General features: G+C 61.7%; 27 protein-coding genes. 23 read left to right on the plus strand and 4 right to left on the minus strand.

All coding sequences use genetic code 11. The features are described from left to right. Positions 1-51: 51 nt before the first annotated feature. The 3 genes from catA to BGRAMDRAFT_RS03575 all read right to left on the minus strand — a co-directional run bounded on the left by catA (position 52) and on the right by BGRAMDRAFT_RS03575 (position 2,509). Complete coding sequence (gene catA, locus BGRAMDRAFT_RS03565) at positions 52-987, minus strand: catechol 1,2-dioxygenase (protein WP_006047293.1); 936 nt, start codon at positions 985-987, stop codon at positions 52-54. Positions 988-1,057: 70 nt separating this feature from the next. Further along, positions 1,058-1,348, minus strand: coding sequence for a muconolactone Delta-isomerase (gene catC / locus BGRAMDRAFT_RS03570; RefSeq protein ID WP_006047295.1), 291 nt, complete (start codon positions 1,346-1,348; stop codon positions 1,058-1,060). 24 nt (positions 1,349-1,372) lie between these two features. Continuing rightward, on the minus strand, positions 1,373-2,509 hold the full coding sequence (locus tag BGRAMDRAFT_RS03575) for a muconate/chloromuconate family cycloisomerase (protein ID WP_006047296.1): 1,137 nt from the start codon (positions 2,507-2,509) through the stop codon (positions 1,373-1,375). Between the two features lie 290 nt (positions 2,510-2,799). On the opposite strand from BGRAMDRAFT_RS03575, the gene BGRAMDRAFT_RS03580 reads away from it, so the two are divergent. From BGRAMDRAFT_RS03580 to BGRAMDRAFT_RS03610, 7 genes are all read left to right on the plus strand, one after another. After that, positions 2,800-4,158: an MFS transporter gene (locus BGRAMDRAFT_RS03580; protein WP_006047297.1), complete on the plus strand. Its 1,359-nt coding sequence runs from the start codon at positions 2,800-2,802 to the stop codon at positions 4,156-4,158. Between the two features lie 32 nt (positions 4,159-4,190). Next, positions 4,191-5,405 (plus strand): acyl-CoA dehydrogenase family protein, encoded by a 1,215-nt coding sequence (locus tag BGRAMDRAFT_RS03585; RefSeq protein WP_006047298.1) that lies wholly within the window; start codon positions 4,191-4,193, stop codon positions 5,403-5,405. A 21-nt stretch (positions 5,406-5,426) separates the two neighbouring features. Next, the gene (gene hpaC / locus BGRAMDRAFT_RS03590) at positions 5,427-5,930 is read left to right on the plus strand and encodes a 4-hydroxyphenylacetate 3-monooxygenase, reductase component (protein ID WP_006047299.1); all 504 of its coding nucleotides are present in this window, start codon (positions 5,427-5,429) and stop codon (positions 5,928-5,930) included. Positions 5,931-5,932: 2 nt separating this feature from the next. Further along, positions 5,933-6,622, plus strand: a complete 690-nt coding sequence (locus tag BGRAMDRAFT_RS03595; protein WP_006047300.1) for a hypothetical protein — start codon at positions 5,933-5,935, stop codon at positions 6,620-6,622. A gap of 48 nt (positions 6,623-6,670) precedes the next feature. After that, positions 6,671-7,591, plus strand: a complete 921-nt coding sequence (locus BGRAMDRAFT_RS03600; protein WP_006047301.1) for a LysR family transcriptional regulator — start codon at positions 6,671-6,673, stop codon at positions 7,589-7,591. Positions 7,592-7,734: 143 nt separating this feature from the next. After that, complete coding sequence (locus BGRAMDRAFT_RS03605; RefSeq protein WP_006047302.1) at positions 7,735-9,039, plus strand: MFS transporter; 1,305 nt, start codon at positions 7,735-7,737, stop codon at positions 9,037-9,039. A 40-nt stretch (positions 9,040-9,079) separates the two neighbouring features. Then, positions 9,080-10,048 (plus strand): PDR/VanB family oxidoreductase, encoded by a 969-nt coding sequence (locus tag BGRAMDRAFT_RS03610; protein ID WP_044020372.1) that lies wholly within the window; start codon positions 9,080-9,082, stop codon positions 10,046-10,048. 17 nt (positions 10,049-10,065) lie between these two features. On the opposite strand, the gene BGRAMDRAFT_RS03615 is transcribed toward BGRAMDRAFT_RS03610, so the two are convergent. Beyond that, positions 10,066-10,986, minus strand: a complete 921-nt coding sequence (locus BGRAMDRAFT_RS03615) for a LysR family transcriptional regulator (protein WP_006047304.1) — start codon at positions 10,984-10,986, stop codon at positions 10,066-10,068. Between the two features lie 155 nt (positions 10,987-11,141). Here BGRAMDRAFT_RS03615 and BGRAMDRAFT_RS03620 point away from each other — a divergent pair, with 155 nt between their 5' ends. The 16 genes from BGRAMDRAFT_RS03620 to BGRAMDRAFT_RS03695 all read left to right on the plus strand — a co-directional run bounded on the left by BGRAMDRAFT_RS03620 (position 11,142) and on the right by BGRAMDRAFT_RS03695 (position 25,964). Further along, positions 11,142-12,425, plus strand: a complete 1,284-nt coding sequence (locus BGRAMDRAFT_RS03620) for an aromatic ring-hydroxylating oxygenase subunit alpha (RefSeq protein WP_006047305.1) — start codon at positions 11,142-11,144, stop codon at positions 12,423-12,425. Then, the gene (locus BGRAMDRAFT_RS03625; RefSeq protein WP_006047306.1) at positions 12,422-12,922 is read left to right on the plus strand and encodes an aromatic-ring-hydroxylating dioxygenase subunit beta; all 501 of its coding nucleotides are present in this window, start codon (positions 12,422-12,424) and stop codon (positions 12,920-12,922) included. The genes BGRAMDRAFT_RS03620 and BGRAMDRAFT_RS03625 overlap by 4 nt, the downstream gene beginning before the upstream one ends. A 54-nt stretch (positions 12,923-12,976) precedes the next feature. Next, positions 12,977-13,351, plus strand: coding sequence for a tautomerase family protein (locus BGRAMDRAFT_RS03630; protein WP_044020373.1), 375 nt, complete (start codon positions 12,977-12,979; stop codon positions 13,349-13,351). 53 nt (positions 13,352-13,404) lie between these two features. Then, positions 13,405-13,788, plus strand: a complete 384-nt coding sequence (locus tag BGRAMDRAFT_RS03635; protein ID WP_044020379.1) for a hypothetical protein — start codon at positions 13,405-13,407, stop codon at positions 13,786-13,788. A gap of 4 nt (positions 13,789-13,792) precedes the next feature. After that, complete coding sequence (locus BGRAMDRAFT_RS03640) at positions 13,793-14,308, plus strand: nuclear transport factor 2 family protein (RefSeq protein WP_006047309.1); 516 nt, start codon at positions 13,793-13,795, stop codon at positions 14,306-14,308. Next, on the plus strand, positions 14,305-15,441 hold the full coding sequence (locus BGRAMDRAFT_RS03645; protein WP_006047310.1) for an amidase: 1,137 nt from the start codon (positions 14,305-14,307) through the stop codon (positions 15,439-15,441). The genes BGRAMDRAFT_RS03640 and BGRAMDRAFT_RS03645 overlap by 4 nt, the downstream gene beginning before the upstream one ends. Positions 15,442-15,473: 32 nt before the next feature. Then, positions 15,474-16,217, plus strand: a complete 744-nt coding sequence (locus tag BGRAMDRAFT_RS03650; RefSeq protein WP_006047311.1) for an SDR family NAD(P)-dependent oxidoreductase — start codon at positions 15,474-15,476, stop codon at positions 16,215-16,217. A 118-nt stretch (positions 16,218-16,335) separates the two neighbouring features. Continuing rightward, complete coding sequence (locus tag BGRAMDRAFT_RS03655) at positions 16,336-18,708, plus strand: bifunctional salicylyl-CoA 5-hydroxylase/oxidoreductase (protein WP_006047312.1); 2,373 nt, start codon at positions 16,336-16,338, stop codon at positions 18,706-18,708. Then, the gene (locus BGRAMDRAFT_RS03660; protein WP_006047313.1) at positions 18,705-19,478 is read left to right on the plus strand and encodes an SDR family NAD(P)-dependent oxidoreductase; all 774 of its coding nucleotides are present in this window, start codon (positions 18,705-18,707) and stop codon (positions 19,476-19,478) included. The genes BGRAMDRAFT_RS03655 and BGRAMDRAFT_RS03660 overlap by 4 nt, the downstream gene beginning before the upstream one ends. Beyond that, positions 19,475-20,047: a MarR family winged helix-turn-helix transcriptional regulator gene (locus tag BGRAMDRAFT_RS03665; RefSeq protein ID WP_006047314.1), complete on the plus strand. Its 573-nt coding sequence runs from the start codon at positions 19,475-19,477 to the stop codon at positions 20,045-20,047. The genes BGRAMDRAFT_RS03660 and BGRAMDRAFT_RS03665 overlap by 4 nt, the downstream gene beginning before the upstream one ends. Before the next feature lie 31 nt (positions 20,048-20,078). Then, entirely contained in the window at positions 20,079-20,930 is an 852-nt protein-coding gene (locus tag BGRAMDRAFT_RS03670) for an enoyl-CoA hydratase family protein (RefSeq protein WP_006047315.1), read from the plus strand. Between the two features lie 18 nt (positions 20,931-20,948). Next, positions 20,949-22,163 (plus strand): acyl-CoA dehydrogenase family protein, encoded by a 1,215-nt coding sequence (locus BGRAMDRAFT_RS03675; RefSeq protein ID WP_044020264.1) that lies wholly within the window; start codon positions 20,949-20,951, stop codon positions 22,161-22,163. Next, positions 22,160-22,603 carry an acyl-CoA thioesterase gene (locus BGRAMDRAFT_RS03680; protein ID WP_006047317.1) on the plus strand — a complete coding sequence of 148 codons (444 nt, stop codon included), beginning with the start codon at positions 22,160-22,162 and terminating at the stop codon, positions 22,601-22,603. Before BGRAMDRAFT_RS03675 ends, BGRAMDRAFT_RS03680 begins: the two co-directional genes overlap by 4 nt. Continuing rightward, a complete protein-coding gene (locus BGRAMDRAFT_RS03685) occupies positions 22,600-22,995 on the plus strand; it encodes a RidA family protein (RefSeq protein ID WP_006047318.1) in 396 nt (131 codons plus the stop codon). The genes BGRAMDRAFT_RS03680 and BGRAMDRAFT_RS03685 overlap by 4 nt, the downstream gene beginning before the upstream one ends. A gap of 61 nt (positions 22,996-23,056) precedes the next feature. Continuing rightward, the gene (locus BGRAMDRAFT_RS03690) at positions 23,057-24,697 is read left to right on the plus strand and encodes an AMP-binding protein (protein ID WP_006047319.1); all 1,641 of its coding nucleotides are present in this window, start codon (positions 23,057-23,059) and stop codon (positions 24,695-24,697) included. 43 nt (positions 24,698-24,740) lie between these two features. Continuing rightward, positions 24,741-25,964: a dienelactone hydrolase family protein gene (locus BGRAMDRAFT_RS03695; protein ID WP_006047320.1), complete on the plus strand. Its 1,224-nt coding sequence runs from the start codon at positions 24,741-24,743 to the stop codon at positions 25,962-25,964. Positions 25,965-26,012 lie beyond the last annotated feature (48 nt).

Raw genomic sequence — 26,012 nt, forward strand, 5'->3', positions numbered from 1 at the left:
GCGTGTGCTGCGTCGCGGCGGCGAGTTCGCCGTCGAATGACTATCGGGTTCTCACGCCGCCGCCGATGCACGCAGCCGATTGACCAACTGGTTGTCCTTGCCCTCTACGCGCGGCGTCAAGCGCACATCGAACACGATTTCCTTGTACGCGTCAGTCTTGAGACCCAACGCCTCGCCGCCGGTCTTCTCCACCACATGGGGAATAAGTTCTTCGCGAGTCGCATAGGCGAAGTCGTCCCACATCAGCGGATCGCCTGCGATATTGATCTGCGTAGTGAGCTTGCGGTGTTGATCGCTAGTGACGAAGAAGTGCACATGCGCCGGACGATTGCCGTGACGGCCGAGCGCGTCCAATAGTTGCTGCGTTGCGCCATGCGGCGGGCAGCCATAACCGACCGGCATCAAGGTGCGGAACTCATAGGTTCCGTCCGTACCGGTCTTTACTGCACCGCGCAAATTGAAGTCGCTCTGCGTCCCGGTCGGATCGAAGTGCGAATAGAAGCCTTTCGAATTCGCGTGCCAGCACTCGACCACCGCACCCGCGACAGGTTCGCCATCGGGCCCAGTGACAGTGCCGCGAATGACTAGCGGGCCCGCTTCGTTGTCTGGATCGAGGTCGATTTTCGACACGCTATCGCGCACAGGCGCACCGGCCACATACAGCGGGCCTTCGATAGTACGGGGCGTGCCGCCGTCGAGTCTGGCTTGCCTGTCGGCAGCATCCATGCGGATGTCCAGGTACTTTTCGAGGCCGAGACCAGCAGCAAGCAAGGCCGCTTCGCCGTCTCGTCCCAGCTTGTTGAAGTAGTTCACGCCAGTCCAGATTTCATCCGGCGTCATGTCGAGATCGTCGATAGCCTTGAACAGGTCGCTTAGCAGGCGATGTGTGATCTGTCTCGCGCGCTTATCGCCGCTATCGCTATTGAGATTCGCGGCCGCCGTCAGCAGGTCTTGCACTTCCTGTGTTGCAAATACTTTGATACTCATGATTCTGCCTCCATGTTGTATTGGGAAAGCGGCGTGGGCGCGCGTCAGTACATCGCGCGCTTTGTCGGCCTCACGCGTCGCCGGTACGAACGGAAGAAGGATGACGGCACAACGGCGTGACGGAAATCTTCATATACGGATACAACGGCAAAGCCATCAGAATGTCGTGAAGCTCAGCGTTGCCTTCCACGTCGAACACGCTGTAGTTGGCGTACTCGCCTGCAATGCGCCAGATATGGCGCCACTTGCCACTACGCTGCAATTCCTGCGAATAACTCTTCTCGCGTGCTTTCAGTTCATTTGCCTTATCGGCCGGCATGTCGGGCGGAATGCTGACATCCATGCGTACGTGGTAGAGCATTGTTCTCTCTCACTCTTTAGGGAATTACTGTGTGACCTTCTCGGAGCCATCGCGCGTAAAGCGCTTTATCCTGTCTTTGTCCAGTTCGATGCCGAGGCCGGGACCATCCGGCACGGTCAATTCGAAATCGCTGTAATCGAGCGGCTTTACGAGAATTTCCTCGGTAATCAGCAACGGACCGAAGAGCTCGGTTCCCCATTGCAGATTCGGAATGCTCGCAAACAGATGCGCCGATGCAATCGTGCCGACCGCGCCTTCGAGCATCGTGCCGCCATAAAGCTCGATACCGGCTGCGTCCGCAATGGCGGCGACACGCTGCGCCGCGAATAGTCCGCCGCTCTGTTCTATCTTGATCGCGAATACATCGGCGCCCTCGTTCTTCGCAATGTCGAAAGCGCTCTGCGGGCCTTGGAGTACTTCGTCGGCCATCAATGCAACAGGAAAGCGACGCATTAGCCGCTTCAGCGCTGCCGCGGAGTTCACCGGTTGCTCGACCAGTTCGCATCCGGCATCGGCGAGTGCAGGAATAGCCCACGCCGCCTGCGTTTCGCTCCACGCCATATTGACGTCGACGCGCACTGCGCCGCGATCCCCCAATGCTTTCTTGATGCGCGCTACGTGTCCGATATCCACCCTGGGATCTCTTGCGCCGATCTTTAACTTGAACGTCTTATGCCGACGTAATTCGAGCATCTTCTCCGCTTCCGCGATGTCCTTTTCGGTGCTTCCCGAAGCGAGCGTCCATGCAACCGGCAGACGATCGCGGCAACGCCCGCCGAGCAGTTCGCTGACCGGCACGCCAAGACGCCGTCCATGCGCATCGAGCAACGCTGTTTCGACGGCGCTCTTCGCGAAGTGATTCACTTTGACGAGCTTACTCAAGTGAACCATTAATGCCTGAACACGCGAGGCGTCTTTGCCGATCATCGCGGGGCCCAGGTATGCGTCGATTGCTAGCTTCATCGACTCCGGGCTTTCAGGTCCATACGCCATGCCGGCAATCGTCGTCCCTTCGCCAGTACCGACATTGCCGTCGCTGCAATAGATCGTCACGAGCATCAGCGTCTGGCCGTGCATGGTGCCGACTGACAGCTTGTGCGGCCGGATCGTCGGCAAGTCGACGAGGCGCGTTTCGATACGTTCGATTGTCGGTTGAGTCATGGCCAATGAAGTGAACTGATAGCTGCGTCACAAGGTAAGGTCGCCCGCAACGCCGGTCAAATAAATCAATATCGCGCGCCGCATCCATATCGCTGATTTGCCTATTAATGCCGAGGGTTTTCACGGACAGCTCATGCACCGAATTCATATCGCGCATTTTTGGCTCGAATTTGACCGGTGTCATGGCGGCTTATATCGTTCGACGCATGCCGTTTCCGTGTCGATTGAAAGCGCCGCGCCGTCTTCGAGCAATTTGAAGCGGGTTAAAAACCTTCGTTATCCGAATGACTATGAACCCTGACGCCGTGAATCCCGATCTGAGCGCGCCGACGCTCGCCGCGAGGCCCGCACCTCGCGGCGTGAGCAACGTGCAGCGCGCCGTCACGACTGCCGTGCTTGGGCAGATCCTCGAGTGGTACGACTTTTTCCTTTACGGCACCGCTGCGGCGCTCGTCTTCGGCAAGCTGTTCTTTCCTGTCGGCACCGATCCGTTGACCGGCACCATTGCTGCATTTGGCGGCTTTACCGTGGGCTTCATCGCACGGCCGATAGGCGGCGTACTGTGCGGCCATATCGGCGACCGCTACGGCCGCAAGGTCGTGATGATGCTCACGCTTCTCACGATGGGCTCGGCCACGATGCTCATGGGACTGTTACCCACATATCACCAGATCGGTATCGCAGCGCCGGTGCTGCTCGTGCTGTTGCGCATCTTGCAGGGGCTCGCGGCGGGCGGCGAATGGAGCGGCAGCATTCTGCTCATCCACGAGAACGCGCCGCAATCGAGGCGCGGCGCGCTCGCCGCGTGGAGCCCATGCGGCGCCGCGCTTGGTTTTGTGCTGTCGACCGCTGCGTTCCTGCTCGTCCAGAATCTTCCGTCCGGCGACTTCCAGAGCTGGGGCTGGCGCATACCGTTCGTCGCGAGCGCGGCACTCGTCGCACTCGGCTTGTGGATGCGCCGGTCGGTCGGCGAAAGCGCCGCCTTCGCGGAAGTCAAGGCGACGCGCCACGCAAGCCGGATGCCGGTGATCGAAGTCCTCAAGCAATGTCCGCGTGAAGTGCTCACCGTGTTCGGCCTGCGTTTCGGCGAAGGCGGCGCGTCGTACATCTTCTTCGCGTTCTCTATAGCGTACGGACAGTTCCTCGGCATCAAGTCGAGCTGGATTCTGGCTGGTCTCACGATCTCCATGCTGCTGATGATTCCGGTCTCGCTGCTGTCCGGCCACATCACCGATAAGGTCGGGCGCAAGCCGGTCTACCTCGTGGGCGCCATCGCGATGGTGCTGGTCGCATGGCCTTACTTCTCGCTGTTGGGCTCGGGCGAATACTGGAAGGTCATCGCCGCGCTGCTGCTGGCGAACAGCCTCACGCTGGGCATTCTGGAAGGCGCACAGCCTGCCTTCATCAGCGAAATGCTGCCGGTGCATTTGCGCTTCTCGGGACTTGGCATTGGCCGCGAGTTGTCCTCGGTACTCGGCGGCGGTCTCTCGCCGATGATCGCGACCGCGATGCTGGCTCACTATCGCAGCGCCGTGCCGGTTGCGATCTATCTCGGCGGCCTGGGCATCGTCACCGTGATTGCGACGCTGCTCGCGCGCGAGACCTATCCCAAAGCGATGCGCCGCGCCGCGCATCAGCGATCCGAATGACGCATCACTTCATTGACCAAGAGGTACTTCGCATGCAAGCCCTTCATAGCGGATCGATTAGCCGATCGATTAGCGAATCGATTATCGACTCGCAGAACGACTACCCCGAATACGCCGCGCCCCTTTCGCTCGACGCGCTGATCGACGAGGTCGAGCTCCGCCGCGATGAATTCGATGCACTCTCGCATGTGCCGCGCGATATGGTCGCCAAGATGAAACGCGCAGGCATTTTTCGCGCGAGTACGCCGAAGCGTTTCGGCGGCGACGCACTGCCGCCGCCGCGCTTCCTCGAAATGCTCGAACGCATCGCCATTGCCGATGGATCTACCGCGTGGGTCGCCGCGTTCGGCTCGGCCAACACCTATCTCGCGTCATTGCCCGTTGAAACGCAGGCGGAAATCTATGCGTCCGGTCCCGATCAGGTTTTTGCCGGCGGGCTTTATCCGCTGCAAAAAGCCGAGCGCCTGGAAGGCGGTTACCGCGTGTCCGGGCAATGGCGCTTCGCGAGCGGTTGCAAGGGCGCGGACTGGATCGGCGTCGGCATCGGCGGCGCTCCCGCCGGCGCAGACGATAAAAACGCGGGTAAGCCGTTCACCGCGGTGTTTCCTGCGAGCGAAGTCGAAATCGTCGAGAACTGGAACGTGGTCGGCATGCAGGGCACCGGCAGTCACGACTTGCGCCTGAAGGACAAGTACGTCGACGAGCGATGGACCTTCGTTCGCGGCGGCGTCGCGCTGATCGACGAGCCGTTGTATCGCTACCCTGCCGTCAGCTATCAGGCGCAGGTGCATGCCGCCGTCAACGTCGGCCTCGCGCGCGCGGCGCTCGATCTGCTGGCAGGCATGTCCGGCGTGACGAAGACCACCACGGGCGCGCCGCGTCTCGCCGACCGCGCCTACTATCGCTCCGGCCTCGCGCAAGCGGAAGCGCAGTGGCGCAGCGCCCGCGCGTTTTTCCTCGACGCCGCGGAAGCATCGTGGCGCACCGTGCTCGCAGGCGACCCCGTGCTGCCCGCAGAAGCGAACCTGCTACGCCTGTCAGCGACGCACGCGGCGCATACGTGTGCCGACATCGTGATGCAGGCGTACAAGATGGCGGGCGTTGGCGCGATCTACCGGGAGAGCCGCATGCAACGGCTCGTGCGCGATTCGATCGTCGTGACGCAGCACGCGTTCCTCGGCGAAGGGACTTACGACGCATCGGGAGCCGTCTTCGTCGGCATTCCGCCTGTGACGCCGTATCCCTGAGCCGTGAGAGGAGCGATGGCCATGACGCACGACGAACAACGCACGCAGTTCCGCAACGCGATGGCGAGCCTCGCGGCGGCGGTCAACGTGATCACCACCGACGGTCCGCACGGCAGATGCGGCATCACCGCGAGCGCCGTGTGTTCGGTGACGGACTCGCCGCCGACCATGCTGATCTGCATCAATCAGTCAAGTTATGTGCACGACGTGCTGCACGGCAACGGCCGCGTAGGCATCAACGTGCTGGGCGCGCAAGGCCAGGAGCCGGCGCGCGTGTTCGCGGGCATGACCGGTTGCTCGATGCAAGCGCGCTTCGATCAATGCGCGTGGCACGCGGGCCGCCTTGCGGTCCCCGTGCTCGACGATGCAATCGCCACGCTGGAAGGCACGATCATCGACAGCAAAACGATGGGCTCGCACTCCGTGATCTTCGTGCGGATCGAGCATATCGATCTGTGCGGCGAAAGCAACGGCCTCGTCTACTTCGGCAGACGATTCCACCAGCTCACAGGCGAGGCGGCATGACGATGCAAGTTTGCCTTTTCCTGATCGGCGCGCCGCGCATGCAGCCGCTGCTTGACGGCGCCGCGCTGCAACGGGCGGCGGAAGGCATCGAAGGTCTGAGCAGGCTCATCGTTCACGAACCGCTCGAACAGCGCGTCGACCCGCGCATCGCGGCCTCGAGCGATGCGCCGTCGACCGTACTGCAGTGGTACTTCGACGATCTTGCGCCGCTCGAAGCCGCCTGCGCGGAAGACGGCGCGATTCATCGCGCGTTGCAGGCTGCGGCACATCACGCATTGAGCCGGCAATCGTTCGCGCAGCAGGTCATGGCGGTTCGCACGCACAAACGCACCGCGCGACTCGACGCCGAGCGCTGCACCTATCTGGTCGCCTACGAAGGCATCGCCGAGAACTACAACGCGTGGCTTTCGCATTACCTGGAACATCATCCGCCATTGATGCTGCAACTGCCGGCGCTGCGTGAGCTGGAAATCTACACGCGCCTCGACAGCAGAAGCGGCTTGCCTTTTGCCCAAGCCAATGCGATGCAGCGCAACAAGGTCGTATTCGACGATGCCTCCGCACTCGCGACCGCGCTTGCCTCTCCGGTTCGCGACGCGATGCGCCGCGACTTCCACGCGCTGCCGCCTTTCACGGGCGCGACGCCGCATTTTGCAATGCGCAGCAACTACGGTAATCTCGGGACACACTGACCGGCGTCGCGAGATGCGCGTTGCCCCCTTTGTCCGCGAGCGAAGCGCATGACCAAGCCGCATGTCGGCATCGCCGATCTGAACCTGCTGCGCGTTTTCCTTGCGATCTGGGATCTGCGCAGCCTCACTGCCGCCGGTGATCGCCTGGGTTTGACGCAGCCGGCCGTGAGCCATGCGCTGCGTCGTCTGCGAAATCTTTTCGAAGACCCGCTGTTTCTGCGCACGCCCGGCGGCATGGTGCCCACCGATGCCGCCTACCGCCTTTATCCGCCGCTCGCCCAGGCGTTCGCGATCATCAACGACGCGGTGCAGCAGCTCGCGAAGTTCGACCCCGCCACGGCGCAGCGCGTGTTTCGCGTGTCGATGTCCGACATGTCGGAGTTTTATTTTCTGCCGCCGCTCGTTTCGATGCTGGATCGCGAGGCGCGCGGCATTCGCATCGAAGTGGCGAATATCCCTGTTCAATCGGTTAGCGCCGCGATGCGCGCCGGCGAGATCGACCTGGCGCTCGGCTATGTGCCCGGACTCGACGCAGGCTGCGTGAGCCAGACGCTGTTCGTCGACGAACATGTGTGCGTGGTGCGCGCGGGTCATCCACTGCGTAAGGCGAAGCCGACACGCGAAGACCTCGCCGCGCTGCGCTACGTCTATGCGACCACCAACGCGACCGGGCACCGCATGGTCGAGCAGTGGCTCGACGAACTCGACGTCAAGCGCGAGGTCGTCGTGCGACTGCCGCATTTCGTCGTCGCGCCGGAGATCGTGATGAACACCGACCTCGCCGTGATCTTTCCGAAGAGCATCGCGCGCCGGTTCAATCGCGGCAAGGCGTTCCGCGTGCTGCCGTTGCCGTTCTCGCTGCCGCCGATCGAAATCAAGGTGCATTCGCATACGCAGTCCGCGTCGGACCCCGGCATTGCCTGGCTGCGGGACGCGCTGTTCGCGATGTTCCATCAGCCGCAAGCCTGACGCCCGGGGCCCGCCCGGACTATTTGCCGCGCTGATATGCCCCGCCCTTTTCGGCCGATTTGACGCAGTTATCCGGCGCTTTGAAACTGTCCGCTATGCGAAGCCCGAGAGGCGCGCGCCACCTACCTACCCAGCGAGCAGACATGTCCACGGTTCAATCCTCCTCGGCAGCCGAACGTATTCCAGCGACGCCGGATCGCGCACTCAGACGTATCGTCGTCGCGTCCGTCGCGGGCAATGCAATGGAGTGGTATGACTTTTTCGTCTACGGCACGGCCGCGGCGCTCGTGTTCGGGCAACTGTTCTTTCCGGCCAACGCGGACCCGCTGGTCGGAACGCTCGGCGCTTTCGCGGCGTTTGCGATGGGCTTTGTCGCGCGGCCGCTAGGCGGCGTCGTGTTCGGACATATCGGCGACCGCTACGGACGCCGCGCGTCGCTGGTCTGGACGCTGCTCATCATGGGTGTCGCGACGTTCGGAATCGGCCTGTTGCCGACCTACGATCACGTCGGCCTATGGGCGCCCGCCGCGCTGGTCGGCCTGCGTCTGCTGCAAGGCATTGCCTCCGGCGGCGAGTGGGGCGGCGGCGTGCTGATGATCAGCGAAAGCGCACCGCCCGAAAAACGCGGCTACTACGCGGCGTGGAGCCAACTCGGCGTGGGCGGCGGCTTCGTACTCTCGTCGGCGGCGTTTCTCGGCGCGCAAGCGTTGCCGCACGATCAGTTCATTTCGTGGGGCTGGCGTCTGCCGTTTCTCGCGAGCATCGCCATCTTCGCGATTGGCGTCTACATCCGCCACAACCTGCCCGAGAGCCACGATTTCGAGGAAGCGAACAAGGCGGGCAAGACCGCGCATATGCCGGTGATCGAGGTCATCAAGCGTCACCCGAAAGAGATTCTCATGGCGATGGGCCTGCGCGTCGCGGAGAACGGCGGTGCTTATATTTTTCTCGCGTTCTCATTGGTCTACGGAAAGTTTGCCGGTATCTCCAACTCGATCATGCTCACCGGTGTGATGCTCGCGATGATCATCGAGATGTTTGCGATGCTTCTGTGGGGCAAACTCTCCGACCGCATTGGACGCAAGCCCGTCTACATGATCGGCGCGGTGTCGCTCGTGGTCATGGCGTTCCCGTTCTTCTGGCTGCTCGACACGCATTCGACACCGCTGATCTGGCTCGCGCTGGTGCTCGGAACGGCCGTCTGCCACGGCGCGATGATCGGCACGCTGCCCGCGCTGGTCGGCGAATTGTTCAGCACGGAAGTGCGCTATTCAGGCGTTGCACTCGGACATGAGGTCGCGTCGATTTTCGCGGGCGGCCTGTCGCCGCTCATCGCGACGGCGCTGCTCGTGCGGTATCACGCTTACTGGCCCGTCGCGTTATTCCTCATCGGTCTGGGTCTCGTCACCGTCGTGACGCTCAGGTTCACGCATGAGACGCGGCGCTAACCTCGACTCATCGTTTTTGAAATTGTCATCGGAAAGCATCATGCAAGCTCAAGCCCTCAAGGTCCGCGTCGACGCCCTGTCTGAAGAAGCGCACGGCGTGCGCTCGTTCAAGATCTCGCGTCTCGACGGCATGGACTTCGAACGCTTTGAACCGGGCGCGCATATCGACGTCACGAGTCCCTCGGGAATCACGCGGCAATATTCGTTATGCGGCGATCCCGAATGCGTATCGTCTCAAGTTTTCGCGGTTAAAAAAGAAGAGCAGTCGCGCGGCGGATCGCGCTCGCTGCATGAGGAAGTGAGTATCGGCACAGAACTGCAAGTCGGTGCGCCGCGCAATCTGTTCCAACTGAACGACGGCGCCAGCGAGCATATCCTGATCGGCGCGGGCATCGGCATTACGCCGTTGCTCTCGATGGCCTATCGCCTCGCTGCACGCGGCGCGCGCTTCACGCTGCACTACTTCGCGCGTAGCGAGGCACATGCCGCCTTCATGACGCTGCTCACGCGCGCGCCGTTCGACTCCCATGTGAGATTGCACTTCGGTGTGCGGCGCGATGCGCTTGCCGCTGAACTCGACATTTGCCTGAGCGAAGCGGGCGCCGACGCGCATGTCTACACATGCGGTCCCGCGCCGTTCATGGACCTCGTGGTCGACACCGCGCAAAAGCGCTTGCCCGCCGATGCCATTCATCTCGAACGGTTCAAGGCCGAGCCCGCAAACGAAACGGGAACCTCGCTCGCGAGCTTCCAGGTACAACTGGCGAGCACGGGTCAGACCGTGAAGGTGGACGAAAAAACATCCATCGTCGATGCCCTCGCGACGATCGGCATTGAAGTAGACACATCATGCGGCGAGGGCGTGTGCGGCACTTGCATGGTCGACGTAATAAGCGGCGAACCGGAGCATCGAGATCATTGCCTGAGCAAGGCGGAACGCGCCAGCAACAGCGTGATCTGCTGCTGTGTATCGCGCTCGCGTACGCCGGTGCTGGTGCTCGACCTGTAAGCCCGCGACGACGATTCTCACATCTTCGTGAAGCCGGCGAGGATGTCGGTGATGAGACCTCGCATCCAGACAATGCCTTCGTCGTCGTTGAAATGCTCGTGCCAGTGCATCGTGACGGCCGCTTTCGGCACATGCACCGGCAACGCGTAAATACGGAAAGCGTCGCCGCGATTCAGGATATGCGCGAGCCGCTCCGGCAACGTCGCCAGCAAATCCGTTGCAGCGAGCACGCCAGGCACCGCGACGAAATGCGGCAACACCAGCGCGACATTGCGCCCGACGCCTTGCGAACGCAGCGCGTCGTCGAGCGCATGATGACTGTGCTCGAGCGAATTGATCTGCACATGCGATGCGGTCAGGAACTGCTCGAGCTTCAACTCATTTCCGCGCGGCAAATCCGGCCGGTTGCGCGTCATGCAGACATACGATTCCTCGAACAGCAAACCATGCTTCGTGCGTGGCAACAACAACGGCAGGTTGCCAATCGCGAAGTCGAGGCGGCTGGAACGCAACGCCTCTTCCATCTCTTCCACGCGCATCGGCTCGACCACCAGCTTGACGCGCGGCGCGGCTTTCTGGAGCGCGGCACATAGCGCCGGAAGATAAGCCATTTCACCTGCATCCGATAGTGACAGACGAAACGTGCGCGTGCTCGTCGCCGGATCGAAACGCTCGGCGTATCGCAGCGCCTGCCGCACGGTATCCAGCGCACGTCCCACGATGTCCGCGAGTTCCAGCGCAACGGGCGTCGGTTGCATCCCGGCTCTCGTGCGAATGAAAAGCGGGTCGTCGAAAAGCGTGCGCAGTCGTCCGAGCGAGTAGCTGACTGCGGGCTGCGACAGCGCAAGCCGCTCGCCTGCTTTCGTCAGACTGCGTTCCTCCACGATGGCCTGGAACACGCGCAGCAGATTCAAATCGATGTGGTCGATGGAGGTCATGGGGACTCGCGTTAAATCGGCCGCGTTTATCGGGCGACCTGTTTTTAATCGATTTGACGCATGATCTTCGCAAAGCGAGACTGATGTCAACGAGACGATGCGCTCACGTCGCAGTGCCTCTCCCTTCTCAGCCACTCAACTTCCCCACGATCACGATGAGTACGCCGACCTATCAAACCATCGACACCAGCGCGCTCGCGAAGCGCGCGGAAGCCGACCGCATCGCGCCTTCGCTTTACTACGATCCGCAACTGTTCGAAGAAGAACTTGAGCGCATTTTCTACAAGACATGGGTGTGGGTCGCGCATGACAGCGAGTTGCCAAAGCCAGGCGACTTCGTGACGACGACGATCGGCCGGCAGCCGGTCATCGTCGTACGCGACAAGACGGGCGCGGTGAACGTGCTGCAGAACCGTTGCCGTCATCGCGGCGCGACCGTGTGCGAAGAGCACAAGGGCAATGCAAAAGGCTTTACGTGTCCGTATCACAGCTGGTCGTATGCACTCGACGGCACACTGCGCGCGCTGCCCTATGGCGACGGCTACGAAGGCGTTTGCGAGAAAGGCGATCTGCCGCTCAAGAAGCTGCGCGTCGGCGTGTACCAGGGTTTGATTTTCGCGAGCTTCAACGAAAACATCGAATCGCTGGAAGACTTCCTCGGCGGTGCAAAACCGTGGATCGACCTTTTCATGAAGCAAGGCGCCGGCTATCCGATCAAGGCCAACGGCGAGCACAAGTTCAAGTTCAAGGGCAACTGGAAGATTCAGCTCGAGAACACGACTGACCTCTATCACTTCCCCGTCGTGCACAAGTCGTGGATGGAGTCTATTGACGATGAAACCGCCGCCGCCATCACCAGCTTCATGACGAGCGAAGACGCGTTTTGCCGCTCGCTCGGCAATGGCCATAGCCTCGCGGTGCTGGTGCCCGAGATCGTCGATCTGGATAAGGACGACGGCGCGCCGTTGCCCGAGCGCTTTAACGAACTCGCCGCGCAACTCGCGCACAAGCACACGCCCGAAGAAGTGCGCCGCATTGTGCGATCGCTGATGGGCGTCGGCTTCAATCTGAATCTGTTCCCGAACCTCGCGTTGTCGATGGCTTTCTTCCGCGTGCTGCGCCCGATCTCCGCGGAAGAAACGGAGATTCGTCACGTCGCGCTCGCGATGGACGGCGGCCCCGAAGAAGCGAACCGCGTGCGCCTGCGCATACACGAGCACTTCCAGGGCCCGTTTGGCTTCGGCAGTCCCGACGACGCGGAAGCATGGGAACGCGTGCAGCGCGGCTCGTACGCGGGCCCTGACGTACCCATTCTCGTGAACCGTGGCCTCAACCGCGAAACGACCGCGCCGAACGGCGAGAAGACTGCGCACGCAACCGACGAAACCGGCATGCGCGAAGCGTACCGCCAATGGCGCGCAATGATGGAGCAAGCATGATGGACGAGCGCAACGCACTTTTCTCGCACCAGACCTTTGCACGCGCGATCGAGTTTATCTGGCGCGAAGCCGAGCTTCTGGATCGGCGCGACTATCACGCGTGGTTGCAGATGTGGGACCCGAAAGGCGTTTATGTCGTGCCGATCGATCCCGATACGACCGACTACGCATCCACGCTCAACTATGCATTCGACGATCAGCACATGCGCGAATTGCGCGTGCAACGCATGACGTCGGGCTACTCGGCATCCGCATCCGATGCGGCCCGCACGGTGCGCACGGTGTCGCGCTTCACGCGGTCGTCGGAGAGCGCGGATCTTATCGAAGTGAAGTCTTCGCAGATCATCATCGCGTACAAGCGTGGCGTGTCGACGATCTTCGCGGCCGATCTCACGCACAAGATCAGCATGGCCGACGGCGAGCCGCGTCTCGTCGAGAAAGTCATCCGCCTGATCAATTCGACGGAAGCGCTGAACGCGATCGGCTTCCTGCTTTGATGTTCAATCGCGCATCGGCACATGCATGCGCCGATGCGCTTTCGCCTTTTCATCATGCCGACACTCGAAGTTTATTTGCCGCAAGGTCACAGCGACGACCGCAAGGCATCGCTCATTCATGGCCTCACGCAGGCTACCGTCGATGCCATCGGCGCGCCCGCCGAATCGGTGCGCATTCTATTGTCGGAGTTGCCGGCATCCAATATCGGGCTGGGCGGCAAGCTCACGCCAGCCGCGTTGCCGGTGATCGTCGCGATACTGATCGCGGGCCGCACCGACGCGCAGAAAGAAGCGCTGATCGCACAGCTTTGTGAAACCAGCGCCGCCGTGCTTGACGTGCCGTTGCAATCCACACGCGTGATGATCAAAGACATTCCGAATACGGATTTTGGTCTTGGCGGTAAAACCGCTCGCGCTTTGGGCCGATAGCGACGCGATGCACGCGCGCGCCCGACCAACCCGCTGTCACTTCAAAGAACATGATGACCGACACTCGAGAACTACCGTTGCGCGTGCTGTTTTGCTGCGGCGTCACGCAGAAATTTTTCGACCTGCCGCGCGACGAGATCGGTGAAGTATGGCAAGCCTACAGCACCATGCTCGCCGCGATTGAAGCAATGGAAAATGTACGCGTGCTCGGCGTGATGGACGACGACAGGCTGGTCGTCGGCAACGCTGACGGCGCGCCGTGGACCTTCTACATCATGGCCGATGTTGCCGACTTCGACACCGCCGTTGCGGTCTGCAATCTGTATCGCACGACGCCTGTCGGCCGATACAACCTCTGGCGCTACGGCAAGATCGAAGCGCGTGTAGGCCGACCATTGACCGCGCCGCCGTCTGTCCCAGCCAACAACGACATATGACGCGATGATCGACACAACTCTCGAACGACTGCAGGCGCGCCTGCACGCACTCGAAGCGCAAAACGCCGTGCGCAACACCATCGCGCGGTATATGGCACTGTGCGATGTACCGGCGCGCGCGCTCGAACACGAATCGCTCGCGGCACTATTCACCGATGACGCCGTGTGGGAAGGCATCGGCCCGCAGTATGCGAACAAGTTCGGCCGCTTGCAGGGACCGGCGGACATCGTCGCGATGTTGCAACGCTACCTGCCGCCCACGCCGCACTTCGCGACCAACGTTCATTTTCTGACGAGCGAGCATATCGAAGTAGACAGCGATACAGCCAAAGGCCGCTGGGTCATGTTGCAGGCTTCCGGCTATGTCGGTGCCAACGCCGAGCTCATCTCGGCACGCCTCGAAGTGGATTTCACGCCGTCGCCGCGCGACAACGATAACTGGCTGATTCGCCACTTCCGCACCGAGCGTCTGTTCAGTGCGCCCTGGCACGTCAACCCCGTTCAAGGAGCGTGCGCATGAGCGCTTTCCTGCAACAGTTCGATCTCGTCGCGCAACCGCGCGCGAATGCGCCCACGATCGCGATCAAGGACAGCATCGATATTGCCGGCTATCCAACGACCGCTGCAAGCCGCGCGCTCGCCGATACGCCGCCCGCCTCGCGTCACGCGGAAGTTGTGCAGCGCCTGCTCGATGCAGGCTGGCGCATCACGGGCAAAACGAACATGCACGAGCTGGCGTTCGGCATGACCGGCATTAACGACTTCAGCGGCACGCCGCGCAATCCGCAAGACATGGCGCGCATTCCGGGCGGCTCGTCGAGCGGTTCGGCATCGGCCGTTGGACTCGGGCTCGTCGATGCTGCGCTCGGAACAGATACCGGCGGCTCGGTGCGCGGTCCCGCTGCATGCTGCGGCGTGATCGGACTCAAGCCGACGTTCGGGCGCGTGTCGCGCGAAGGCGTGTCGCCGCGGGTTACAACACTCGACTGCGTCGGTCCCTTCGCGCGCGACATGAAGACGATTATCGACGTGATGCTCGCCATCGACCCATCGTTTGAAGTCGACCGTGCGCGCCGGGACGCAAGAACTACGCGCGTCGCGATGCTCGATGTCGAAGCCGATGAAGAAATCAGGCGCGCTATCGCGGCTGCCGTGACACGCAGCGAACTTGGCTCGCATGACGTGCGGCTGCCATCCATGCGCGATGCGTTCGCGGCGGGTCTCGCGGTCATCAACGCGGAGACATGGCGCGCGTTCGGCCATCTCGTCGACGGCGGCAAGCTCGGCGCGGATATCGAAGCCCGTCTGCGTGCCGCGGCGAACACCAAAGCGGCTGATCTGGATTCGGCCGAACGTATCCGCCACATCTTCACCGACGAGGTCGACCGCGCGCTCGAGCACGCCGACGTGCTTATCCTCCCGACAATGCCCTCGCTGCCGATCACGGTCGAAGCGGCGCGTGCCGGCACGTCGGTGATCGGCATGTCGTCGCTTATCCGGCCTTTCAATCTCAGCGGACATCCGGCGCTCACGTTGCCGGTTCCGATCGTCGGGTCGTCGCTTAAAGCGGGATTGCAGATCGTGGGTCGCACAGGCGAAGATGAAACGGTGTGCGCGGTTGCGGCACACATCGAAGCCATGTTGATGCGCTGAGCGCGTCGAACGCACATTCAGGAACCGCGCTTATGTCCAATAGAGTCGTACTCGTTACAGGCGCTGCGAGAGGATTGGGCGCAGCGGTCGCGCGCCGCTTTCTCGATGCCGGGTATCGGGTCGCACTAGGCGACATTGCCGTCGACGCCGCTCAAGCGCTCGCGCGCGAACTGAGCAGCGATGGATCGCGTGCGTTTGCGATCAGGCTCGACGTCACATCGAAGGCGGATTTCGAGGCCGCACGCGATGCGATGCTCGAGCGCTGGGGCGCGATCGATGCGCTCGTGAACAACGCGGGCGCATCGAAAATCGTTCCGGTCATGGACATTACGGCCGAGCAGTTCGATCAGGTCATCGACGTGAATCTGCGCAGCGTGCTGTTCGGCTGCCAGGTTTTCGGACAGCACTTCGCGACAAAGGGCGCAGGGCGCATCGTCAATATCGCTTCGCTCGCGGGACAAAACGGCGGCTCGGCGACCGGCGCGCATTACGCCGCGGCAAAAGGCGGCGCTCTCACGCTCACGAAAGTTTTCGCTCGCGACCTAGGCCCGCTTGGCGTGACTGTCAATGCTATCTCGCCGGGTCCGCTCGATTTAGCCATCGTTCACGAAACGGTGCCGGCAGAGAAGCTGGAGAAGATCATCGCAGGCATTCCGGTGGGGCGCCTCGGCTCTGCAACTCATATCGCGGACGTCGCCGTGCTGCTGGCATCGCCAGATGCCTATTTCACCAACGGTGCTTGCTGGGACATCAACGGCGGGCTTTTCATGCGTTAAGCGTAGAACGTTAAGTGGATCATGGGCTGGCCGCCTGGTCGCGCAACGTCTTTTACTTGACATCTAAACTATCTAGACCTAAATTAACCCCACAGCAAAGTCCACAGTGGGGAACAGCATGCGCATCGTCTGTATCGGCGGCGGCCCGGCGGGGTTGTATTTCGCCCTGTTGATGAAGAGCCGCAACCCGGCGCACGATGTCACCGTCGTGGAACGCAACCGTCCATACGACACTTTCGGCTGGGGCGTCGTCTTTTCGGATCAGACGCTCGGCAATCTGCGCGCCGCCGATGCGCCAAGCGCCGACGCAATACTGAACGCGTTCAATCACTGGGACGACATCGAAATCCATTTCGGCGGACGCAAAGTGCGCTCGTCCGGTCACGGCTTTTGCGGCATCGGCCGCAAACGTCTGCTGAATATCTTGCAGGCGCGTTGCGAGGAACTGGGCGTGAAGCTCGTCTTCGAAACGCAGGTCACAGACGACACCCAGTACGAAGCCGACCTGATCGTCGCGTGCGATGGAGCGAACAGCGCTATTCGTCAGAAGTACGCGTCGGCCTATAAGCCGAACGTAGACATGCGCGATTGCCGCTTCGTGTGGCTCGGCACGCGGAAGTTATTCGACGCGTTTACCTTCGCATTCGAAAAGACGCAATTCGGCTGGTTTCAGGCACACGCCTATCGTTTCGACGACGAGACATCCACGTTCATTGTCGAAACGCCGGAGCGCGTATGGCGTGCCGCCGGACTCGACGAAATGAGCAAGGAAGAAAGCATCGCATTCTGCGAGAAGCTCTTCGCAAAGTACCTGGACGGCAATCCGCTGCTCTCGAACGCCGCACATTTGCGCGGCTCATCGCAATGGATCCGCTTTCCGCGCGTGGTCAACGAGGAATGGGTGCACTGGCGCGGCAACGCAGACGGCACGCAAACGCCGGTCGTGCTCATGGGCGACGCCGCGCACACCGCGCATTTCTCGATCGGCTCGGGCACCAAGCTCGCACTCGAAGATTCGATCGAACTCGCCAACAGCATCGGCGCGCATCGCGACGATTTGCACGCGGCGTTGGAGCACTACACGCAAGTGCGCAGTGTCGACGTATTGCGCATTCAGAACGCCGCGCGCAATTCGACGGAATGGTTCGAGCACGTCGAACGCTACACATCGTTCGAGCCCGAACAGTTCGCGTACTCGCTGCTCACGCGCTCGCAGCGCATCTCGCACGAGAACCTGCGCGAGCGCGACGCGCGTTATGTGTCCAGTTTCGAAGACTGGCTCGCGCGGCGTTCGGGCTTCGAGCGCGCGCCGCAAAAGCATTCGGTCCCGCCCATGTTTACGCCGTTCACGTTGCGCGGCGTCACGCTGAAAAACCGCGTGGTGGTGTCGCCGATGGCGCAATACTCGGCCGTCGACGGAATTGCCGGCGACTATCACCTGATGCATCTCGGCGCGCGCGCAATGGGCGGCGCCGCGCTCGTCATGACGGAAATGACCTGCGTATCTCCCGAGGCGCGCATCACGCCCGCCTGCCCCGGCATGTACGCGCCCGAGCATCTCATCGCGTGGAAGCGCATTGTCGATTTCGTGCATCGTCAGTCCGATGCGAAAATCGGCATTCAACTCGGCCACTCGGGCGCAAAAGGCTCGACGCGCGTCGCATGGGAAGGCATCGATCAGCCGCTCGACGAAGGCAACTGGCCGCTCATTTCCGCATCGCCGCAGCAGTATCTGCGCGGCGTCAGCCAGCATTCGCGCGAAGCAACACACGACGACCTGCGCGAAATCGAAGCGCAGTTCGTGCGCGCAACGCAAATGTCCGCGGAAGCCGGCTTCGACTGGCTCGAATTGCACTGCGCGCACGGCTATTTTCTGTCGAGCTTTCTGTCGCCGCTCACCAACCGTCGCACCGACGAATACGGCGGCTCGCTCGAAAATCGTCTGCGTTATCCGCTGCAAATCTTCAGGGCCATTCGCGCGGTGTGGCCGCAAGACAAGCCCATTTCCGTGCGCATTTCCGCGAACGATTGGGTCGAAGGCGGCACGACGCCCGACGACGCCGTGCAGATCGCGCGCGCATTCAGAGCCGCGGGCGCCGACATGATCGACGTGTCGTCGGGTCAGGTGAGCAAGGAAGAAAAGCCCGTCTATGGCCGCATGTTTCAGACGCCGTTCGCCGATCGCGTGCGCAACGAAGCGGGCATCGCGACCATCGCCGTCGGCGCGATTTCGGAAGCGGACCACGTGAACAGCATCATCGCCGCGGGCCGCGCCGACCTGTGCGCGATCGCGCGCCCGCATCTCGCCAATCCATCGTGGACGTTGAATGAGGCCGCAAAGATAGGCTATTTCGACGTAACGTGGCCCAATCAATACATCGCCGCGAAGTCGCAACTCGAACGCAACCTGGAACGTGAACGCGCACAGGCTGTGGCCAATGCGGGTTTGTCGGCGCAAGAGCGCGCACAGCGCGCGGAAGGAACCACGTGAATTCAAACCATTCGTCACTCGCGGGACAACATGCCGTCGTCACTGGCGGCGGCAGCGGTATCGGCGCCGCTATTGCGGAAGCACTGCTGCGCGCCGGCGCGCGCGTCACCTTGATGGGCCGCAATGCAGAGCGGCTCGAAATGCAGCGCGAAAAATGCCACACATTGGGCGACGTCGCGAGCATCACCGTCGATGTCACGCAAGAAGAGTCCGTCGCGAAGGCTTTCAGTAAAGCGGGCGCGGTGGACATACTGATCAACAACGCGGGCCAGGCCCAGGCCGCGCCGTTCACGCATACCGACATGACGCTATGGCAGCGCATGCTCGACGTGAATCTCACCGGCGTCTTTCTCGGTACCCGCACGGTGTTGCCGGGCATGCTCGAACGCAAGAACGGACGCATCGTCAATGTCGCGAGTACGGCGGGGCAAATCGGCTATGCGTATGTGGCCGCGTATTGCGCGGCGAAACACGGCGTGATCGGTCTTACGCGCTCGCTTGCACTCGAAGTCGCGACCAAAGGCATCACCGTCAATGCGGTTTGTCCCGGTTACACCGAAACGGAACTGCTGCATGCGTCGCTCGAACAAATCACCAGCAAGACTTCGCGCACGGAAGAACAGGCGCGCGAGAGTCTGCTTCGCTCGAATCCGCAGCATCGCTTCGTGAGTCCCGAGCAGGTTGCGAATGCGGTGCTGTGGCTGTGTCAGCCGGGCTCGGACGCGATCACGGGGCAGTCCATTTCCATCGCCGGTGGAGAAGTGATGTGAGCAAATCATCCAACATCAAGAAGATTGCCACCGGCCACGCGAAGGCTGCAGAAGCCAAAGCGCCGCGCAAAGGCGTCGCGAAACCCGCGGAGAACGTCGTGGATCTGGAAATGAGCACTGGCGCCGACAGTCACATGGGCTTGCGTTTGTGGCTGCGCATGCTGACCACGACGAACCTCGTGCAGGCCGAATTGCGCAAGCGTCTGCGTAACGAATTCGACACCACGTTGCCGCGATTCGACTTGATGGCGCAACTCGAGCGTCATCCTGAAGGGTTGAAGATGACCGAACTTTCGCGTCGGCTGATGGTGACGGGCGGCAACGTCACTGGCATTACCGATCAACTCGAAAAAGAAGGCCTCGTCTCGCGCGATAACGATCCAAACGATCGCCGTTCGATTAGCGTGTGCCTCACGCCTGCGGGCCGCAAAGCGTTCGACAGGATGGCGGCCGCGCATGAGCAATGGGTTGTCGAGCTGTTCGGCGGCTTGAGTCTCGAGGAGAAGTCGCGCACACATCAGCGGCTTGGTAAGTTGAAGAAGCATTTGCTGGATAGTCTCAAGGACTAAGGCCTCGCGCACCGAAGGAGTAGACACCAACATGTCAAAAGCAAACGCCGACGCGCTATTAGCAGGCAACCGCGTCACACTCGCGAATTACGAAGCGCGGCACTTCGGCTGGTCGGTCGCGAACAAAGTCGCGACCATCACGCTCAATCGCCCCGAGCGCAAAAACCCGCTTACCTTCGAATCGTATGCGGAGTTGCGCGACCTGTTCCGCCAGCTAGCGTATGCGACCGACGTGAAGGCCGTCGTGATCCACGGCGCAGGAGAGAACTTCTGCTCGGGCGGCGACGTGCACGACATCATCGCGCCGCTGATCGACCTGCCGATGCCCGAACTGCTGCTTTTCACGCGCATGACGGGCGACCTCGTCAAAGCGATGCGCCATTGTCCGCAACCGGTGATTGCCGCCGTCGACGGCGTGTGCGCCGGCGCAGGCGCGATTCTCGCGATGGCGTCCGACATGCGCCTTAGCACCGCGCGCAGCAAGCTCGCCTTCCTGTTTTCGCGCGTCGGTCTCGCGGGTTGCGACATGGGCGCTTGCGCGATTTTGCCGCGCATCATCGGTCAAGGACGCGCCGCCGAACTGCTTTTCACGGGACGCTCGGCGAGCGGCGACGAAGGCTATGCATGGGGTTTCTATAACCGGCTTTGCGAGCCCGCCGAGCTTCTTGAAGAAGCACAGAAACTCGCCGCCGATCTCGTCGCCGGTCCGACATTCGCGCACGGCATCACGAAGAAGATGCTGCACCAGGAATGGAGCATGAGCATTGACGAAGCGATCGAATCCGAAGCGCAGGCACAGGCCATCTGCATGAGCACTCGCGATTTCGAGCGCGCATATCAGGCGTTCGCCGCGAAATCGCGCCCTGTGTTCGAGGGAGATTGACGTGAGCGCCGATAGCACATCGATTTGCATAGCGCGCTTGCGTGGCCTTTCTTCGAGCCGCGTCATCGGGAACTGGCTGCGGGCATCGAGGCCTGGTGCCGCGAGAATCTATCGCATGAAGAACACGCTGCAAACGTCGAGCGCGATGATGTCGATGCGACCTGCCGCCGGCTCGTGCGCGAACTCGGCGCAAGCGGATGGCTTAAGTATGGCGTCGGCGGCGTCGCTTACGGCGGCCACGGCGACACCATCGACACGCGCGCGGTCTGCCTGCTGCGCGAAACGCTGGCCAAACATTCGGGCCTCGCAGATTTCGCACTCGCGATGCAAGGCCTCGGCTCAGGCGCGATCTCGCTCGGCGGCACGCATGAACAGAAAACTCGCTACTTGCCGCGCGTGGCGAACGGCACCGCGATTGCGGCCTTTGCGTTGTCGGAACCGGAGGCAGGCTCGGACGTCGCCGCCATGTCGCTGGCTGCGCGCGAAGACGGCGACGCCTACATACTCGACGGCGACAAGACGTGGATTTCGAACGGCGGCATCGCCGATTTCTATGTCGTGTTCGCACGCACCGGCGAAGCGCCGGGCGCGCGCGGCATCAGCGCGTTCATTGTCGACGCGGATACGCCGGGACTCGAAATCGCCGAACGCATCGACGTGATTGCGCCGCATCCGCTCGCGCGTCTGCATTTCGCGGGCGCACGCGTACCGCGCAGCCAGATGCTCGGCGCGCCTGGCGAAGGCTTCAAACTCGCCATGCGCACGCTCGATATTTTCCGCACGTCGGTTGCGGCCGCGTCGCTCGGATTCGCGCGGCATGCGATGGCCGAAGGACTCGCGCGCGCCGCGTCGCGCAAGATGTTCGGCCAGACGCTCGCCGATTTTCAACTGACGCAAGCGAAGCTCGCGCAGATGGCGTTGACCCTCGACAGCAGCGCGCTCCTCGTCTATCGCGCGGCCTGGTTGCGCGATCAGGGCGAAAGCGTGACACGCGAAGCCGCAATGGCGAAGTGGCATGCGAGCGAAGGCGCGCAACAGGTCATCGACGCCGCCGTGCAGCTTCATGGCGGTATGGGCGTGCAAAGCGGCGTGCCGGTCGAAATGCTGTATCGCGAGATTCGCGCGCTGCGCATTTACGAAGGCGCGACGGAGGTGCAGCAATTGATCGTCGGCCGCGATCTGTTGAAGGCGCACGCAGCCGCAAGCGCCGCCGCTGGAGAGAGCGCGAAATGACCACGCACTTCCAAATGCCCGTACGTATCCGCTTTTCGCACTGCGATCCTGCGGGCATCGTGTTCTTTCCGCAGTATCTGGTGATGACAAATGCGCTCGTCGAAGACTGGTTCAACGAGGGCTTGCAAATCGACTATGCGCAGATGATCGCCCAGCGCCGCATCGGGTTGCCTATCGTCAAGCTCGACTGCGAGTTCTCGCGGCCGAGCCAGATGGGCGAAACGATCATGTTGACGCTGAGCGTGAGCGCGATCGGCCGACGCTCGATCAGCATCGACATTCTCGGTCATTGCAACGGCGAGACACGTTTCCGCGCGAAACAGGTACTCGTGACGACATCGCTTGAAAGCGGCCGCTCGATCGACATTCCCACCGACATCGCCAACGCACTCGCGATGTTTGCTCCCCAGCCCGAATTCAGCGAGGCGCAACGCTCATGAAAAAAGCACTTCTTCCCGCCGGCTGGATCAAGCCACGCGGCTACGCAAACGGCGTCGCGGCAACCGGCACGCAAGTGTTCATTGCAGGCCAGATCGGCTGGGACGAACAGGCGCAATTTCAGACCGACGACTTCGCCGGCCAGGCGATTCAGGCGCTCAGAAATGTACTCGCCGTGCTGCACGAAGCCGGCGGCAAACCCGAGCATCTCGTGCGAATGACGTGGTACGTCACCGACAAACGCGAGTACCTGGACTCATTGAAGGAAATCGGCCGCGCGTTTCGCGAGTTGATCGGCGACTACGACATCGCGATGAGCGCGGTGCAAGTCGTCGCGTTGATCGAGGACGAAGCCAAGGTCGAGATCGAAGCCACCGCCGTCATTCCGCAGTAAGGACACGCAAGCTCTCGTCAACTGAAGCGCATGGAGCCGGCTCGATACCGGGGAGACCACGATGGAACCGTCAGCACACGTCGATACTTTCGCGCGCGACAATCTTCCGCCGCAGGATCAATGGCCTGTTTTTCTGCTGGACAACCCCGACGTCGCTTATCCGGCGCGTTTCAATTGCGCAACGGAGTTGCTCGATAGCACGATCGAAGCGGGTCACGGCGCGCGTCCCGCTGTGTGGTCGCTGGTGGACGGCGAGCCGCGCGCCACCACGTATAACGAGTTGCTCGCGATGGTGAATCGCAGCGCGCATGTACTCGTCGATGAAATGGGTTTGCACCCTGGCAATCGCATTCTGTTGCGCGGGCCTAATACGTTGCAGATGGCGGTCGCCATGCTTGCGTCGCTGAAGGCCGGGCTTGTTGTCGTGCCGACCATGCCGCTGCTGCGCGCAAAGGAATTGAAGCAGATCATCGTGAAGGCGCAGGCGAGCGCCGCGCTTTGCGATGCCCGCCTGACTGAAGAACTCGCGCGCTGCACAAATCCACAAGACGAGTTCTATTGCGCGGAGTTAAAGCAAACACTGCTGTTTCATGACGATGCAGCCGATTCGCTCGATACGCTCGCCGTCAATAAGCCCGACGACTTTACCGCATGCGATACCGCAGCCGACGACGTCTGTCTGATCGCGTTCACGAGCGGCACGACAGGCGCGCCAAAAGGCTGCATGCATTTTCATCGCGACGTGTTGGCGATGTGCGATCTGTTTCCGCGTCATGTGTTGCGCCCTTCGGCCAGCGATATTTTCTGCGGCACGCCCCCGCTCGCTTTCACATTCGGGCTTGGCGGCTTGCTGTGTTTTCCGCTGCGCGTGGGGGCGTCGACGGTACTGATTGAGAAACTCACGCCCGAGACGTTGTTGCAGACCGTCGAGCGCTTTCACGCGACCATCATGTTTACAGCGCCGACTTTTTATCGGCAGATGGCGCCGCTCGTCGCGCATCACGACGTGTCGAGCTTGCAGAAAACCGTGTCGGCCGGCGAGGCGTTGCCTGATTCGACGAGGCGTTTATGGCACGACGCAACGGGCATCGACATGATCGACGGAATTGGCGGCACCGAGTTAATCCACATTTTTATTTCGGCGCAGGGCAGCGAGATACGCCCGCATGCCATTGGCCGCGCGGTGCCGGGCTACGTCGTGCAAGCCGTGGACGACGCGATGCAACCGGTCGCGCCAGGCACCATCGGCAAGCTCGCGGTGCGCGGGCCGACCGGCTGCCGTTATCTCGCCGATGAACGGCAATTGAAATTCGTGCGCGACGGCTGGAATCTGCCGGGCGATTCGGTTTATATCGACGCAGACGGCTACGTGTTCTACCAGGCGCGCGCCGACGACATGATCGTTTCAGCCGGCTATAACATCTCCGGTCCGGAAGTGGAAAGCGTGTTGCTGCAACATGAAGCCGTGGCCGAATGCGGCGTGATCGGCGTGCCGGACGACACGCGCGGGCAGATCGTGAAGGCGTTCATCGTCGTCAATCCCGGCTATACAGCCGACGACAAACTCGTCGCACAGTTGCAGGAATTCGTGAAGAATACGGTGGCGCCGTATAAGTATCCGCGCGTTATCGTGTTCGTCGATTCACTGCCGCGCACCGAAACAGGCAAGCTCAAGCGCTTCGAATTGCGTACGATGGCGTAGCCCTCTTCCTCGCCAATCTCGAGAGACCTCAGGAGACACACGCATGGCCGGCTCTTTCATCGAAGTTGTCGCCCAGGACGGCGGCCGTTTCAATGCCTACGTTGCGCGTCCGGCGCAAGGCTCGGGACCTGGGCTCGTTCTGCTGCAGGAAATTTTCGGCATCAACGAGACCATGAAGGCGACGGCCGAGCGCTTCGCCGAAGAAGGCTATGTGGTGCTGGTGCCCGATCTGTTCTGGCGCATCAAGCCAGGCATCGAACTCGGTTATGGCGACGCCGACATGAAGCAGGCGCTCGACTATCTGGCGCAATTCGACACCGACCTTGCCGTCGACGATATCGCGGCCACCGTTGCCGCGTTGCGCGCGATGCCCGATCAGGCCGGCAAGGTTGGCGCGGTCGGCTACTGCCTCGGCGGCAAGCTCGCGTTCCTGAGCGCCGCGCGTACCGATGTGGATTGCGCGGTGAGTTACTACGGCGTGGGCCTCGACGCGTATCTGGACGAAGTACCGGCCGTGCGTTGTCCGATGGTGTTTCACTTCCCCGCGAACGATGCGATGTGTCCGCCCGAAACGCGCGAGCGGATCAGCGCTGCATTGCGCACGCGTCCGCAAATCGAGCAGTACGTGTACCCCGGTTGCGATCATGCGTTTGCCGCGCCTGCGCGTCCGCAATACGATAAGCCGGCTGCAATGATGGCGTATTCGCGCACGCTTGCGCTGCTGCGCAAAGTACTCGGGCCTGTCTACGATCTCAACGCCCTGTGGGAAGCGCATTGCTATCACGAGTTCGCGACGCGCGACGTGGAAGCGGTCATGCCGACGATGGTCGCCGAGCCTTACGTCAATCACGTTCCGACGATGACCGGCGGTGTCGGTCATGACAATCGCAAGCGCTTTTACACGCATCACTTCGTTAACTCGAATCCGCCCGACACGAAGCTGATTCCGATTTCGCGGACTATCGGCGCAGATCGTATCGTCGATGAATTCATTTTCAGTTGCACGCATAGCTGCGAAATCGACTGGCTATTGCCGGGTGTCGCGCCGACGGGAAAGTACTTCGAAGTGCCGATGCTGGCCGTGGTGTGCTTCCGCGGCGACAAGCTTTATAACGAGCATATCTACTGGGATCAGGCGAGTGTGCTCGTGCAGGTGGGTTTGCTCGATCCCGAGGGATTGCCGGTGGCGGGTATTGAAAGCGCGCGTAAGTTGCTCGATGAGAGCTTGCCTTCTAATGAGTTGATGGGAGCGAAGTCGCGTGTTTGAACGTTTGCATCGTGCAAGCGTGTGGCTAGAGGCCCGCCTCTGCACAAT

Origin of the sequence: Paraburkholderia graminis C4D1M (assembly GCF_000172415.1) — a bacterium.
In the GTDB taxonomy this organism is placed as follows: domain Bacteria; phylum Pseudomonadota; class Gammaproteobacteria; order Burkholderiales; family Burkholderiaceae; genus Paraburkholderia; species Paraburkholderia graminis.